Genomic DNA, 13,640 nt, shown 5'->3' with positions numbered 1-13,640 from the left:
CCTCCTTCGCGCTTGTCCCGGACCGGTCCGTCATGCTACCTCTTTTCGCGGCACCTCGAATCGAGGTAGCTCGTTTCGAGGGGAGTGGGGCATGGGGCACCGGCGGTCACTGATACGGCTCGCGTATCCGGTCTACTTCGAACTCCTGGCCTCGGTCGCCGCCGGGATCATCAACATGGTGTGGGTGGCCCGTCTCGGCGGGGCCGCCGTCGCGGCCGTCGCCGTCGCCACCAACGTCGAGAACGTCCTCCTCGGCGTCGTGCTCATGGCCGCCTCCGGCACGACCGTCCTCGTCGCCCGGGCCCGCGGCGCCGACGACCCGGGCGCCCTGCGGTCCGCCGTCCGCGGCGGCTGGACCCTCGGCGCGCTGCTCGTCCCGCCCCTCGCGATCGGCGGGTACCTGCTGCGCGAACCGCTCGCCCGGCTCGTCCTCGGCGGCGACGACACCCCCGCGCTCGCGCTCGCCACCGCCTACTTCGCGATCTCGCTGCCGGGCACGGCCGTCTTCTTCGCCACCCACGTCGTCGACGGGATCCTCAAGGGCGCGGGCGACACCCGCACTCCCATGCGCCTCGCGTTCCTCGCCAATGGACTGATCCTCATCCTCGATCCGCCGCTCATCCACGCGTACGGAGTGCGGGGCGCCGCCCTCGCCACCGTCATCGGCCGGAGCGTGGCCCTCGTCGCCGGGCTCGTGGCGCTGGGCCGCGACCCGCACCTTCGCGCGGCGGGCTCGGCCCCACCGGCCGAAGGCACCTCCGCGGCCCTCCGCCGTACCGCCTCCACCGGACTGCCCATCTCCCTCGACTTCGTGGTCCGGATGGCCGGCGCCCTCGCCCTCGTCGCCGTCGTGGCACGGCTCGGAGTGACCGAGGTCGCCGCGTACGGCATCGCCACCAAGGCCATGTACGTCGCGACCATGGCGTTCTACGCCGTGCGCCAGGCCGCCGCCATCCACACCGCCCATCTGCTCGGCGCGGGCCGCGACGAACGCCGGGCCGTCGGCCGCCAGGCCCTGCTCCTCGGCGGTGTCCTCGGGACCGCGGCCGCCGGACTGCTGCTGCTCACCGCCGACCTCGTCATGCGCTCCTTCGGGGCCGGCCCGGACGTCGCGGCCGCCGGCGCCCTCTTCCTGCGCTGTCTGGGCCCCAGCCTCGTCCTCACGGCCGGGTTCATCGCCCTCGCCGGGGTCTTCGAGGGCAGCGGCGGCAGCCCCCGGCTCGCCCGGATCACCGTCGCCGGTGTCCTGGCGCAGCTCCCGCTCGCGTACGCCCTGTCAGGGCTCGGGCTGCCCGGGATCTGCCTGGCGATGGCCCTCGCGATGGCCGGGCAGTGCGCGGCCCTGGCCCTGCTGCACCGCCGTACGCCCCTCCGTCAGGAGGCCGACATCGTCTTCTCGCGGTCCGGGTCCGCCTGAACCGGCAGCGCCGGTACCGCGAGGCGCGGCTCCACCACCGTCTGCCGCCACAGGATCCGGCAGGCGCTGAGCGTCGCCGCGACCAGCAGGCCGTTCCGTACCACCAGCAGCGCGATCCCCAGCGGATCGCTGTCCGTCACGTGCGAGAACCACACCGGGAACTCGAACTGCGTCACCGCCGTCGCCCACACCACGAGATGCGCGGGCCGCCGCATCCGGCTCGCGCGGTAGGCCAGGCACACGGCGGCCAGACCGACGAGCCAGATCATGTACTGCGGGCTGATCACCCGGCTCGTGGTGGTGAACAGCAGCACCGCCACGAACGCCGCGTCCGCCGGAGTCGCGGTCGTGAAGGACCGCGCCCGGATCCGCCACAGCAGCAGCCAGCCGAAGGCGGCCACGGTCAGGACCATCGCGGCCGTGGAGACGGTGGAGACGTACGGGCCGAGGAACTCGATCGAGCCGTAGTTCATCCGCGCCTCGCCCTCCCAGCCGAAGTGCCGCGCCACATGGAAGACCAGCGCGCCCAGCGACTCGACCTCCGTGCCCCGGTCGCGCTGGAAGCTCAGGAAGGCCAGCGCGCCCGGCGCCGCGAGCGTGCACAGGAGCAGCAGGCCGGCCGCCGCGCCCGCCGCCGTCGACCAGGAGCGGAAGGTGGCACGCCCGCGCGGGGTGCCCGCGAGCAGCAGCACCGGCCACACCTTCAGCATCGCCCCGAAGCCGGCCAGCGCCCCCAGCACCCGGGGATGACGCGGAGCGGCGAGCAGGGCGGTGACGGCGACGGCGGTGACCATCAGGTCGTACCGGGCGTACGCGGTCGGGCCCAGCAGGGGGACACCGGCGATCCAGATCCAGGCGCCGCGCAGGGCACGGCCGGGGCGCCGGCCCGTGTACAGCAGCAGGCCGAAGACGACCGCGTCGCACAGGAAGGCGAGGACGAAGAAGGCCGAGGAGTACCCCAGGAACGGCAGCAGCGCGGGGGAGAGGATCGCCAGCGCGGCGCCCGGCGGGTACTGCCAGGTCACGTCGGAGAGCGGGTACGTGCCCGTCCGTAGGATCTCGTACCAGCCCTGGTAGATCACCTCGATGTCGCTCGTGACGTCCGGGCCGGGGACCGTGACGACCTTGAAGACGCACAGCAGCAGAACGACCCTGGTCAGAGCCCACAGAGCGAGTGGGAGCCGCAGCCTCGTGATGCCGTTCGTGACGCGGGTCGTGCCGCTGTTCCCGCCCGCGCGCGGTGCGCCCAGTACGCCCGTCATTCCTACCTCGTCCTTGTCCTGTCGGTCCGCTGTCGCGGAGGTGGTGCCGGGCGGAGGGTGCGGCCACGGTACATTCGGCCACGATGTACAAGACCTTGATCGTAACGAACGATTTCCCGCCACGGCCCGGTGGAATCCAGGCGTTCTTGCACAACATGGCGCTGCGCCTGGATCCCGAGCGGATCGTGGTCTACGCCTCCACGTGGAAGCGCGGCCGTGAGGGGATCGAGGCGACCGCCGCGTTCGACGCGGAGCAGCCTTTCACGGTCGTCCGGGATCGCACCACCATGCTGCTGCCGACCCCTCGGGTCACCGCGCGGGCGACCGCGCTGCTGCGCGAGCACGGCTGCGAGTCGGTCTGGTTCGGGGCCGCGGCACCGCTCGGCCTGATGGCTCCGGCCCTGCGCAGGGCGGGAGCGCGGCGCCTGGTCGCGACCACGCACGGCCACGAGGCGGGGTGGGCGCAGCTGCCCGCCTCGCGCCAGCTGCTGCGGCGGATCGGCGAGGGCACCGACACGATCACGTACCTCGGCGAGTACACGCGCTCGCGGATCGCGGCGGCGCTGACACCCGCCGCGGCCGGGCGGATGACGCAGCTCCCGCCGGGCGTGGACGAGAAGACCTTCCACCCCGGCTCGGGCGGCGACGCGGTACGCGAGCGGCTCGGGCTCAGCGACCGCCCCGTGGTCGTGTGCGTCTCCCGGCTCGTCCCCCGCAAGGGCCAGGACACGCTGATCAGGGCCCTGCCGCGGATCCTGCGCCGGGTGCCGGACGCGGTGCTCCTGATCGTCGGGGGCGGCCCGTACGAGAAGGATCTGCGGCGACTCGCGGCACAGACCGGTGTGGCCGAATCCGTACGGTTCACGGGTGCGGTGCCGTGGGAGGAGCTGCCGGCCCACTACGGAGCCGGCGACGTCTTCGCCATGCCCTGCCGCACGCGCCGGGGCGGCCTCGACGTCGAGGGCCTCGGCATCGTCTACCTGGAGGCCTCGGCCACCGGCCTCCCGGTGGTCGCAGGCGACTCCGGCGGCGCCCCGGACGCGGTCCTCGACGGCGAGACCGGCTGGGTCGTGCGCGGCGACGCCCCCGAGGAGTCCGCGGACCGGATCGCGACGCTGCTCCTCGACCCGGAACTCCGCGCGCGCATGGGGGAACGCGGCCGCGCGTGGGTCGAGGAGCGCTGGCGCTGGGACCTGCTCGCGGAACGGCTCAAGGAACTGCTCTGAGGCGACCCGCGGCGACCGGGCCTGCCAGGACGGGACCCGTCGCCGCGGGACCCGTCGCCGCGGAACCCGCCAGGACGGAACCCGCCAGGACGGAACCCGCCAGGACGGGGCCTGCCAGGACGGGGCCTGCCAGGACGGAACCCGCCGGGACGGGACCCGCCGCGGCGCGGCCCGCTCCGACGGCACCTGCTGTGACACGGCCCCGACGTCAGCCGGCCGGCTGGGCGGGCAGGTAGTCGGTCAGGGCGCAGCCGTCCACCAGGAGCTCCTCCTGCCGGTACCCCTGCGGGATCTTGAAGTCCTTCTCGCAGGTGAAGAGCAGCGTGCCGGAGGCCTTGAGCTTCTCCGCGACGCGGTCGTTGCCCGGGACGATCGCGAAGTCCTGGCCGACGAAGAACCGGCCGCCGCCCCCCTGGGCCGCGGCCTTCCGGTTCGCCTCCTGGAACTTCTCCATGTCGGTGACGGTCAGCAGGGTGAGGGTGTCGTCCCGGTCGTCACCGCACACCGCGCGCTGCCCTATGCCCCAGGAGGGGTTCTTGGCCTCCTCGTTCATGGAGCCGTCCCCGGAGGCGGCGCGCAGGTCGCTGCACATCGTGTGCTTGCTGACGATCCGCTCGATCCCTGCCAGGTCGCCCGCCTTCGGCAGGCCGGCGTCCTCTCCCCAGCTGCTGCTGCAGCCCGAGACCGTGACCAGCGCGGTCAGGGCCGCCCCCAGCACGGCGATGCGCTTGAGCCGCATGAAATCCCTGCTCCTCTTCCTGTCGGTGTCTTCGTGTGTTCGACGTCGTGGACATCTTCTCCGGAGCGTTCGGTGCGACGGAACGCTCTTGGGACCGCGCGAACGCTCCTGAGACCGCGCGAACGCCCCCGGGACCGCGCGAACGCCCCCGGCGGCCCGCGACGCGGGCCTGCCAGGGGCGTTCTGAGCGACCGTCAGGCGCGGTAGATCGCCTCGATCTCGTCGGCGAAGTCCTTCGCCACCACGTTGCGCTTCAGCTTCAGCGACGGCGTGATGTGCCCGGCCTCCTCGGTGAACTGGGAGTTCAGAATCCTGAACTTCCGCACCGACTCCGCCTTCGACACCGCCGCGTTGCCGTCGTCCACCGCCCGCTGGACCTCCGCGAGCAGCTCCGAGTCCTCGCGAAGCGTAGCCGCCGTCGAGCCCGCCGGCTTGCCGTGCTCGGCGGCCCAGCGGCCCAGGAACTCCTCGTCCAGGGTGACCAGCGCGCCCACGAACGGCCGTCCGTCGCCCACCACCATGCACTCCGCGACCAGCGCGTGCGCCCGGATCCGGTCCTCGATGACCGCGGGGGCGACGTTCTTGCCGCCCGCCGTCACCAGGATCTCCTTCTTCCGGCCGGTGATCGCGAGATAGCCGTCCTCGTCGAGCGTGCCGATGTCACCGGTGTGGAACCAGCCGTCGGCCAGCGCCTCGGCCGTCGCGGACTCGTTGTTCCAGTAGCCCGAGAAGATGTGCTCGCCGTGCAGCAGCACCTCGCCGTCGTCGGCGATCCGCACCACCGAGCCCGGCAGCGGCTGCCCGACCGTGCCGATCTTCTGCCGGTCCCACGGGTTGAACGCCGTCGCGGCGCACGACTCGGTCAGGCCGTAGCCCTCCAGGACCGTGAAGCCGATACCGCGGAAGAAGTGGCCGAGCCGCTCGCCCAGCGGCGCGCCGCCCGAGATCGCGTACTCGCCGCGCCCGCCGAGCACCGCGCGCAACTTGGAGAAGACCAGCTTGTCGAAGATCTTGTGCTTGATCCGCAGACCGAGCGACGGGCCCTGCGGGGTGCCGATGGCGCGGCTGTACGCGATCGCCGTGTGCGCGGCCTTGTCGAAGATCTTGCCCTTGCCGTCCGCCTGCGCCTTGGCGCGGGCGGAGTTGTAGACCTTCTCGAAGACCCGCGGCACACCGAGGATCAGCGTCGGCCGGAAGGCCGCCAGCTCGTCGGTGAGGTTCTTGATGTCCGGCACACAGCCCAGCTTGATCGGCGCCATCACGGAGGCGACCTCGACCAGACGCCCGAAGACGTGGGCGGCGGGCAGGAAGAGCAGCACCGAGCACTCGCCCGTACGGAACAGGGGCTTGAGGCGCGCCACCACGTTGCCGCACTCGGCGAAGAACGCGCGGTGCGTCAGCACGCAGCCCTTCGGACGGCCCGTGGTGCCCGAGGTGTAGACGATCGTCGCCGGGTCGTCCGCGTGCGCGGACGACATCCGCTCGTCGAGCAGCTCGTCGGAGACGTCCGCGCCGCTGGCGGTGAGCTGCGCGACCGCGTCCGCCTCGATCTGCCACACGCCCTTGAGGGCCGGCAGGTTCGCCCGTACCGACTCCACCGACTCCTGGTGGGCCGCGGACTCCACGAGGACCAGCGAGGCGCCCGAGTCGCCGAGGATCCACTGGATCTGCTCCGGCGAGCTGGTCTCGTACACCGGCACGGTCACCGCGCCCGCGCTCCAGATCGCGAAGTCCAGGAGCACCCACTCGTAACGGGTCCGGGACAGCAGTGCCACCCGGTCGCCCGGCTCGACACCGGCGGCGATCAGACCCTTCGCGGCACCGCGCACCTCGGCGAGGAACTGCCGGGCGGTGACGTCCGTCCAGACGCCGGCCACCTTGCGTCCCATCACGGCGACATCTGGGTGCTGAGACGCGTTGCGGCGGATGAGATCGGTCAGATTGCCGTCCGTGGGGACCTCGTACAGGGCCGGAAGGCTGAACTCGCGCAAGACTGCTGCTCCTCATCGGGCGCCGGCGCCACGGCTCTGTGTGATGCACCGGTGAAGTCCAAGATCGGGCAGGTGCTCAGTGGGGGTGAGCACGACTGGACTGCCCGGACGTTACCCATCAGTACTCGGTTCCCGATAGGGGGTTCAGGTCAGATGTTCCGTGCGTCACACATGCGTGGCGGTGCTTCGCGCACAGTAGTCCACACCTTCCCGGACTCGGAAGTAACCGCAGGTCCGACGCCATAAGGTGGGTCCATGCCAGGCATGAGAGTCCATGTCGTCAGTGATGTGCACGGGAACACCGGCGCCCTCGCCAAGGCGGGGGAGGGGGCGGACGCCCTGATATGTCTCGGTGACCTCGTGCTCTTCCTCGACTACGCCGACCACAGCCGAGGGATCTTCCCCGACCTCTTCGGCGTCGAGAACGCCGACCTGATCGTCGAACTGCGCACCGCCCGCCGCTTCGACGAGGCCCGTGAGCTGGGGCGACGGCTCTGGTCCGAGCTCGAGGTCGACCGCGAGACGGCGATCGAGTCCGCGGTGCGCCGCCAGTACGCGGAGATGTTCGCCGCCTTCCCGACCCCGACCTACGCCACCTACGGCAACGTCGACATCCCGGGCCTGTGGCGCGAGTACGCCCGCCCCGGGACCACCGTCCTGGACGGCGAGCGGATCGAGCTGGGCGGCCTGGTCTTCGGCTTCGTCGGCGGCGGACTGCGGACCCCGATGCGCACCCCGTACGAGATCTCCGACGAGGAGTACGCGGCGAAGGTCGAGGCCCTCGGCGACGTCGACGTGCTCTGCAGCCACATCCCGCCGGACGTGCCGGAGCTGACCTACGACACGGTGGCCCGGCGTTTCGAACGCGGCAGCCGCGCCCTCCTCGACGCCATCCGCCGCACCCGCCCCCGCTACGCCCTCTTCGGGCACGTCCACCAGCCGCTGGCCCGGCGGATGCGGGTCGGTGCCACGGAATGCGTGAACGTCGGCCACTTCGCCGCCACCGGGCGACCGTGGGCCCTGGAGTGGTGAGAGTCCGGTCCCGGGGGCGCGATAGCCTTCGGTCGGCACGTTCGTGCCCTTGACTTCCGCCGGACCGCACAGTGGAGGAGCCACCGCGATGGCCGAACACACCAGCTCGAGCATCACCATCGAGGCGGCACCGGCCGACGTCATGGGTGTGATCGCCGACTTCGCCCGGTACCCCGAGTGGACCGGCGAGGTGAAGGAGGCCGAGGTCCTGGAGGCGGACGCGGCCGGCCGCGCGGAGAAGGTCCGGCTGCTGCTCGACGCGGGCGCGATCAAGGACGACCACACCCTGGCGTACACCTGGACCGGCGACGACGAGGTCTCCTGGACGCTGGTCAAGTCCCAGATGCTGCGCGCCCTGGACGGCTCCTACCGGCTGGCACCGGCGGCCGGCGGCAAGCACACCGAGGTGACGTACCAGCTGACGGTCGACGTCAAGATCCCGATGCTCGGCATGATCAAGCGCAAGGCGGAGAAGGTCATCATCGACCGCGCGCTGGCGGGCCTGAAGAAGCGCGTGGAATCGGGCGCGTAAGCCCTCACGGGACCGCTGTGGGCCTCCTCCCGCCAGGGCGGCGCCCACCCCTCGCCCCTTGTTGTAGGCATTCGTTCCGCAGGGGCGGAACGGGTGGGCACAACGGACGGTGCCCTTGCCGGGGCCAGGCTCCCCGTGCCCGCGATTCCCACGGGTGCGGAGCCGTCGCGGGGGGCTGTGCCCACCCGTTCCGCCCTGCGGAACGCCTGCCCACAACCCGCGGGGAGGGAGAAGGTGGGCACTGCCCTGGCTGAGGCGCATGCCCGCAACCCCAGGGGTGGGCACCGCCCCAGCGGAGTCGGTGCCCGGGGGCGGTAACGTTCCCCCGCATGCGGATCATCCTCGTCACCGGCCCCGGCGGCGCCGGGCGTACCACCGTCGCCTCGGCGACCGCCCTCGCCGAGGCCAAGGCCGGCCGCCGCGTGCTGCTGGTCTCGGCCGAGGCCGACCCGGCCCTGGGCGGGGGTCACCTCCGGATCCGCCGTCCCGACCCCGCCGCCGACTTCCGCCGTGAGTTCCTCGACCTCCAGGCCCGCTCCGCCACCGCCCTCGACCTCCTCGGCGCCGCCCCTCTCGAGGACGCCGAGCTGACCGAACTCCCCGGCAGCCACCAGTTCGCCCTCCTGCGCGCCCTGCGCGACGCCGCCGCCGGCGACCGGGACCTGGTCGTCGTCGACATGCCGCCGCTCCTCGACGCCCTCGCCGTCCTCGCCCTGCCCGAGCAGCTCCGCCGCTATCTGCGCCGTCTGCTGCCGGCCGAGCGCCAGGCCGCCCGCGCCCTGCGCCCCATGCTCGCCCAGCTCGCCGGCGTCCCCATGCCCGCACAGTGGCTGTACGAGACCACCGGCCGCTGGGAGGCCGAGCTCGCCGCCGTCCAGGCCGTGGTCGACGCCCCGGACACCACCGTCCGCCTCGTCGTCGAACCGGGCCCCGCCGCCCTCGACGCGCTGCGCACCGCCCGCCTCGGGCTCGCGCTCCACGGCCTCGCCCTCGACACGGTCGTCGCCAACCGGCTGCTCCCGGCCGACTCCCCGGACCCCTGGTTCGCCGCGCTGACCGCCCAGCAGCACCGGCACCTGGACCGGCTCCGTACCGCGTACGACGGAGCGGTGCACGCCCTCCCGCACCTCGGCCGGGACCTCCGCGGCCCCGAGGACCTCGCCCTCCTCGCCGTCGACGAGAAACCGGCACCCGCCCCCGCGCCCGAGTGGACCGTCGAGGACCGCCGGGACGAGGACGGCATTTTCGTCTGGCACCTTCCCCTGCCCGGCGCCGTCAAGGACGAGCTCTCCCTGGTCCGCCGCGGCGACGAACTGCTCCTCGCCGTCGGACCGTTCCGCCGCAACGTCCCGCTGCCGCCCGTCCTGCGCCGATGCACCGTCTCCGGCGCCGGCCTCGTCGACGGCGATCTCAGGCTCCGCTTCACGCCGGACCCCGGTCTCTGGCCGAAGACGTCGTAACGGAGGCCGCGACGCCGTGTACCGTCGACGGTAGAAGCCGTAAGGAGTACGCCATGAGCGATTCGGATGCCTGGGCCAAGGCGTGCGCCGAGGACCTGGAGGCCGAGAAGGCCCGCCGCCGTGCGGCCGCCGGCGCCGAGCCCGGATCGGCCGCGGAGGAGTTCCGCAAGCTCTTCGACGCGGTCGCCGACAAGGTCTCCTCGCTGCGGGGCCCGCTGACGGGAATGGCCGGCCAGGGAGCCGTCCAGCAGACCGTGCAGCAGCTCGTCAGCCAGGCGAAGGCCGCCGTCGAGCCCGTCATCGAACGGAACCCGGAGGTCTTCGACCACCTCGCGGCGGCGGGCAACGAACTGCTCGCCGCGTACCGCTCGGCGGTCGAGAGCCACGAGACCCGCTGGACGCGCGACGAGAGCCGCCCGGAGCGCGACGACCCGCGGACGGCGCCGCGCGCCGACAGTCCCGACGATCCCCGTGACGAAGGCCCCGGAACCGGACAGCCCATCGACCTCGACTGACCGGGAGGGTCGCCCCCCTCGGGTACGGTTGGCCATAGCGGGGCTCGACCGAAAACTGAGGGACACATGGGACTCACCATCGGCGTCGACATCGGCGGCACGAAGATCGCGGCCGGCGTGGTCGACGAGGAGGGCAACATCCTCGACACGCACAAGGTGCCCACCCCGCCGACCCCCGAAGGCATCGTCGACGCGATCTGCGCCGCGGTGTCCGAGGCCGGCAAGGGCCACCAGATCGAGGCCGTCGGCATCGGTGCGGCGGGCTACGTCGACGACAAGCGCGCCACCGTCCTCTTCGCGCCCAACATCGACTGGCGGCACGAGCCGCTGAAGGACAAGGTCGAGCAGCGGGTCGGCCTTCCGGTCGTCGTCGAGAACGACGCGAACGCGGCCGCCTGGGGCGAGTACCGCTTCGGTGCGGGACAGGGCCATGAGGACGTCATCTGCATCACCCTCGGCACCGGTCTCGGCGGCGGCATCATCATCGGCAACAAGCTGCGCCGAGGACGCTTCGGCGTGGCCGCGGAGTTCGGGCACATCCGGGTCGTCCCCGACGGCCTGCTGTGCGGCTGCGGCAGCCAGGGCTGCTGGGAGCAGTACGCCTCCGGGCGCGCCCTCGTCCGGTACGCCAAGCAGCGCGCCAACGCCACCCCGGAGAACGCCGGGATCCTCCTGGGGCTCGGCGACGGCACGCCCGAGGGCATCCAGGGCAAGCACGTCAGCGCCGCCGCGCGGCAGGGCTGCCCGGTCGCCGTGGACTCCTTCCGCGAGCTGGCCCGCTGGGCGGGCGCCGGCCTCGCGGACCTGGCGTCGCTGTTCGACCCGTCGGCGTTCATCGTGGGCGGCGGCGTCTCGGACGAGGGCGAGCTGGTGCTCGACCCGATCCGCAAGTCCTTCCGGCGCTGGCTGATCGGCGGCCAGTACCGTCCCCACGCGCAGGTCCTCGCGGCGCAGCTCGGCGGCAAGGCCGGCCTGGTGGGGGCCGCCGACCTGGCCCGCCAGGGCTGACACCCCCGGGCCTGCCCGACCTGATCCACCGGACAGGCCGTGGTCCGCTACGACTCCGCCCGCCGCGCCCCCCGGGGTACGGCGGGCGGTTGTCGTATGTTGCAGGACATGGCGATCAGTGAGCTGCCCAACTCCCGCACCGAGGCGGACGGTTCGGCCGTCATCCGGGTGCTGAGCTACAACGTCCGCTCCCAGCGGGACGACGAGGACGCCCTCGCCCGGGTGATCCGGGCCTGCGCTCCGGACCTCGTCTTCGTCCAGGAGGCGCCGCGGTTCTTCCGCTGGCGCAAGCACGCCGCCCGGCTCGCCGCCAAGAGCGAGCTCTATGTGCTGACCGGCGGCGCCACCGCCGCCGGACCGCTGCTGATGTGCTCGCTGCGCGCCACCGTCGAACGCACCGAGGACGTCCTGCTGCCGCTCACCCCCGGCCTGCACCGCCGGGGCTTCGCGACGGCGGTCGTACGGTTCGCGGGCGCCAGGGTCGGGCTGATCAGCTGCCACCTGAGCCTGCGGGAGTCCGAGCGGTACGCGCAGTCGGGGATGCTCCTGGAACGGGTCGCGGCCATGGACGCGCCCCACACGATCGTCGCAGGCGACCTCAACGAGCGCCCGGACGGGCGGAGTTTCACGCGCCTGGCGAAGGAGCTGCAGGACGGCTGGGCGGTCAGCCCCTGGGGCGGCGAGTACACCTCGACGCCGGCCGACCCGCACCAGCGCATCGACGCGATCCTCGCCACCCCGGGCGTCGAATTCCTCGGCTGTGGCGTCCCGACGGACCTCCCGAAGGCCGACCTCGAGGCGGCGACCGACCACCTGCCCGTCCTCGCGGCGGTCAGAATCCCGGCGAGCTGAGCCCGGCCCGGCCGGACCCCGTCACACCACCGCGCCCCGGCCCGGGTCGTCGTGGCCGTCCTCGTCGTCGTCGTGCTTCATCCGGGCCACCAGCGTCGCGAAGCCGCCCAGGAAGCCGCCCACGCACAGCGTCGTCAGCCACCACGTCATGTCCCACCGGAACAGCACCGCCACCAGCATCAGCACCGGGCCGCCCACCACGCCCAGCCACGCGAACTTCGTCGTCGCGTCCGCCTCCGGCAGCGGAGGCGGCTCCGGCGGCACGAAGTGGCCCTCGTCGTCGTCCTCGCCCTTGCCGGACTTGCCGGACCTGCCGTCCGCTCGGCCCTGCTCCGGCTCCTCGTCCGGATCGGCGAGCCGGTAGTCGCGCGGGCCGCCGCCCACCCTCACACCGGGCGCGAAGACGATCGAGCTGCCGAGGGCCGGCTTCTCCGGGTCCTCGTCCTCGTCGTCCTCGTCGTCCTCGTCGTCCTCGTCGTCCTCGGCGTCGCCGTCGTCGTCATCGGCGTTCTCGCCCTCCACGGGCTCGGGAAGCGCCAAGTCCTCCACCGATCTGAAGGGCCTGGACCCCGGAGGGTCCGCCGGCTCCTCGCCGTACCCGGCGACGATCGCCGCCCACGCGGCCTCCTCGTCGATGGGCTGCGGCTCGCGCTCCCCGTCCTGCTGCTCAGCCACCGCTCGTGCTCCCCTTCTCCCCGACGACGTCCGGAGCGAGCCGGCCGATGAACGCCCAGCTCTCCTCGAAGATCCGCTCCGCGTCGTGGTCCAACGTCGCCACGTGGTAGCTCTGTTCCAGCAGGATCTCCTTCACGTCCGTCGAGGAGACCCGGCTGAGGATCCGCGCCGAGTCCGCCGGCGGGACCACATGGTCCCGAGGGCTGTGCAGCAGCACCATCGGCTGGGTGACCTGGGGCAGCTCCGCGTCCACGGTACGGAAGAACCGCCGCAGTGAGTGGGCCGCGTGCAGCGGCACCTTGTCGTACCCGATCTCGGCCACGCCCTCCTTGGCGATGTCGCTGGCGATGCCGTTCGTCGTACGGACGAAGTGGCGGACCACCGGCAGCGCGTGCGCCGCCACACCGTGCACCTTGTTGCCGGGGTTGACCAGGACGAGGCCCCGCACCGCGTCCCCGTGCCGTGCCGCGAGCCGCAGTGCCAGCGCCCCGCCCATGGAGAGCCCGAAGACGAAGACCCGCTCGCACCGCGCGAGCAACTCCCGCAGCGCCCGGTCGACCTCCGCGTACCAGTCCTGCCAGGTGGTGAGCTGCATGTCCTCCCAGCGGGTGCCGTGCCCGGGCAGCAGGGGCAGCGACACCGTCAGTCCGCGCTCGGCCAGGTACTCGGCCCAGGGGCGCAGCGACTGCGGGGAACCGGTGAAGCCGTGACAGAGAAGGACGCCGACCTCTCCGCCCTCATGGCGGTACGGCTCGGCTCCAGGAAGGACCGGCACGGGGTCTCCTGTTCATGGGTTCGACGAAGCAACGACAAAGAGGGAAGGACCTTCACCGTACGCGACCGGACCGACACCGACCAGGTCCGTTCGCACGAAGGTGCCCCGCCGTGGGCCGCTCCGGCGCGGGAGTGCGGGACAAGGCGGGATAAGGTC

General features: G+C 72.6%; 13 protein-coding genes. 8 read left to right on the top strand and 5 right to left on the bottom strand.

Going from position 1 to position 13,640, the window contains the following annotated elements; all coding sequences use genetic code 11:
- The first annotated feature begins 91 nt into the window (after nt 1–91).
- On the top strand, nt 92–1,417 hold the full coding sequence (locus ABZY12_RS10855) for an MATE family efflux transporter (protein ID WP_356888961.1): 1,326 nt from the start codon (nt 92–94) through the stop codon (nt 1,415–1,417).
- Here ABZY12_RS10855 and ABZY12_RS10850 read toward each other — a convergent pair.
- Entirely contained in the window at nt 1,375–2,679 is a 1,305-nt protein-coding gene (locus ABZY12_RS10850; protein WP_356888960.1) for a glycosyltransferase family 87 protein, read from the bottom strand. The two genes, ABZY12_RS10855 and ABZY12_RS10850, sit on opposite strands and share 43 nt — an antisense overlap.
- A gap of 83 nt (nt 2,680–2,762) precedes the next feature.
- Between ABZY12_RS10850 and ABZY12_RS10845 the strand changes: the two genes are divergently transcribed.
- The gene (locus ABZY12_RS10845) at nt 2,763–3,905 is read left to right on the top strand and encodes a glycosyltransferase family 4 protein (RefSeq protein ID WP_356888959.1); all 1,143 of its coding nucleotides are present in this window, start codon (nt 2,763–2,765) and stop codon (nt 3,903–3,905) included.
- Between the two features lie 208 nt (nt 3,906–4,113).
- On the opposite strand, the gene ABZY12_RS10840 is transcribed toward ABZY12_RS10845, so the two are convergent.
- Nucleotides 4,114–4,644 carry a hypothetical protein gene (locus tag ABZY12_RS10840; protein WP_356888958.1) on the bottom strand — a complete coding sequence of 177 codons (531 nt, stop codon included), beginning with the start codon at nt 4,642–4,644 and terminating at the stop codon, nt 4,114–4,116.
- A 194-nt stretch (nt 4,645–4,838) separates the two neighbouring features.
- Nucleotides 4,839–6,635 carry an AMP-dependent synthetase/ligase gene (locus tag ABZY12_RS10835; protein ID WP_356888957.1) on the bottom strand — a complete coding sequence of 599 codons (1,797 nt, stop codon included), beginning with the start codon at nt 6,633–6,635 and terminating at the stop codon, nt 4,839–4,841.
- 264 nt (nt 6,636–6,899) lie between these two features.
- On the opposite strand from ABZY12_RS10835, the gene ABZY12_RS10830 reads away from it, so the two are divergent.
- The 6 genes from ABZY12_RS10830 to ABZY12_RS10805 all read left to right on the top strand — a co-directional run bounded on the left by ABZY12_RS10830 (nt 6,900) and on the right by ABZY12_RS10805 (nt 12,034).
- Nucleotides 6,900–7,667 carry a metallophosphoesterase gene (locus tag ABZY12_RS10830; protein ID WP_356889015.1) on the top strand — a complete coding sequence of 256 codons (768 nt, stop codon included), beginning with the start codon at nt 6,900–6,902 and terminating at the stop codon, nt 7,665–7,667.
- A gap of 88 nt (nt 7,668–7,755) precedes the next feature.
- Nucleotides 7,756–8,199, top strand: coding sequence for an SRPBCC family protein (locus ABZY12_RS10825; protein ID WP_356888956.1), 444 nt, complete (start codon nt 7,756–7,758; stop codon nt 8,197–8,199).
- Nucleotides 8,200–8,528: 329 nt separating this feature from the next.
- A complete protein-coding gene (locus ABZY12_RS10820; protein WP_356888955.1) occupies nt 8,529–9,659 on the top strand; it encodes an ArsA-related P-loop ATPase in 1,131 nt (376 codons plus the stop codon).
- Nucleotides 9,660–9,712: 53 nt separating this feature from the next.
- A complete protein-coding gene (locus ABZY12_RS10815; RefSeq protein WP_356888954.1) occupies nt 9,713–10,174 on the top strand; it encodes a DUF5304 domain-containing protein in 462 nt (153 codons plus the stop codon).
- A 66-nt stretch (nt 10,175–10,240) separates the two neighbouring features.
- Entirely contained in the window at nt 10,241–11,182 is a 942-nt protein-coding gene (locus ABZY12_RS10810) for an ROK family glucokinase (RefSeq protein WP_356888953.1), read from the top strand.
- Between the two features lie 108 nt (nt 11,183–11,290).
- Nucleotides 11,291–12,034, top strand: a complete 744-nt coding sequence (locus ABZY12_RS10805; RefSeq protein WP_356888952.1) for an endonuclease/exonuclease/phosphatase family protein — start codon at nt 11,291–11,293, stop codon at nt 12,032–12,034.
- A gap of 21 nt (nt 12,035–12,055) precedes the next feature.
- On the opposite strand, the gene ABZY12_RS10800 is transcribed toward ABZY12_RS10805, so the two are convergent.
- Nucleotides 12,056–12,709 carry a hypothetical protein gene (locus ABZY12_RS10800; protein WP_356888951.1) on the bottom strand — a complete coding sequence of 218 codons (654 nt, stop codon included), beginning with the start codon at nt 12,707–12,709 and terminating at the stop codon, nt 12,056–12,058.
- Nucleotides 12,702–13,484, bottom strand: coding sequence for an alpha/beta fold hydrolase (locus ABZY12_RS10795; RefSeq protein ID WP_356888950.1), 783 nt, complete (start codon nt 13,482–13,484; stop codon nt 12,702–12,704). Before ABZY12_RS10795 ends, ABZY12_RS10800 begins: the two co-directional genes overlap by 8 nt.
- Nucleotides 13,485–13,640 lie beyond the last annotated feature (156 nt).

The organism is Streptomyces sp. NPDC006551, from assembly GCF_040611675.1.
Taxonomy (GTDB): Bacteria; Actinomycetota; Actinomycetes; order Streptomycetales; family Streptomycetaceae; genus Streptomyces.
This window is presented reverse-complemented; position numbering and strand designations above follow the sequence as displayed.

What these genes read in the sequence shown, in the direction of transcription:
- ABZY12_RS10820 (WP_356888955.1), top strand. Translation starts at nt 8,529, where the DNA reads ATGCGGATCATCCTCGTCACCGGCCCCGGCGGCGCCGGGCGTACCACC.
- ABZY12_RS10840 (WP_356888958.1), bottom strand. Translation starts at nt 4,644, where the DNA reads ATGCGGCTCAAGCGCATCGCCGTGCTGGGGGCGGCCCTGACCGCGCTG.
- ABZY12_RS10815 (WP_356888954.1), top strand. Translation starts at nt 9,713, where the DNA reads ATGAGCGATTCGGATGCCTGGGCCAAGGCGTGCGCCGAGGACCTGGAG.
- ABZY12_RS10805 (WP_356888952.1), top strand. Translation starts at nt 11,291, where the DNA reads ATGGCGATCAGTGAGCTGCCCAACTCCCGCACCGAGGCGGACGGTTCG.
- ABZY12_RS10855 (WP_356888961.1), top strand. Translation starts at nt 92, where the DNA reads ATGGGGCACCGGCGGTCACTGATACGGCTCGCGTATCCGGTCTACTTC.
- ABZY12_RS10850 (WP_356888960.1), bottom strand. Translation starts at nt 2,679, where the DNA reads ATGACGGGCGTACTGGGCGCACCGCGCGCGGGCGGGAACAGCGGCACG.
- ABZY12_RS10810 (WP_356888953.1), top strand. Translation starts at nt 10,241, where the DNA reads ATGGGACTCACCATCGGCGTCGACATCGGCGGCACGAAGATCGCGGCC.
- ABZY12_RS10830 (WP_356889015.1), top strand. Translation starts at nt 6,900, where the DNA reads ATGAGAGTCCATGTCGTCAGTGATGTGCACGGGAACACCGGCGCCCTC.
- ABZY12_RS10845 (WP_356888959.1), top strand. Translation starts at nt 2,763, where the DNA reads ATGTACAAGACCTTGATCGTAACGAACGATTTCCCGCCACGGCCCGGT.
- ABZY12_RS10825 (WP_356888956.1), top strand. Translation starts at nt 7,756, where the DNA reads ATGGCCGAACACACCAGCTCGAGCATCACCATCGAGGCGGCACCGGCC.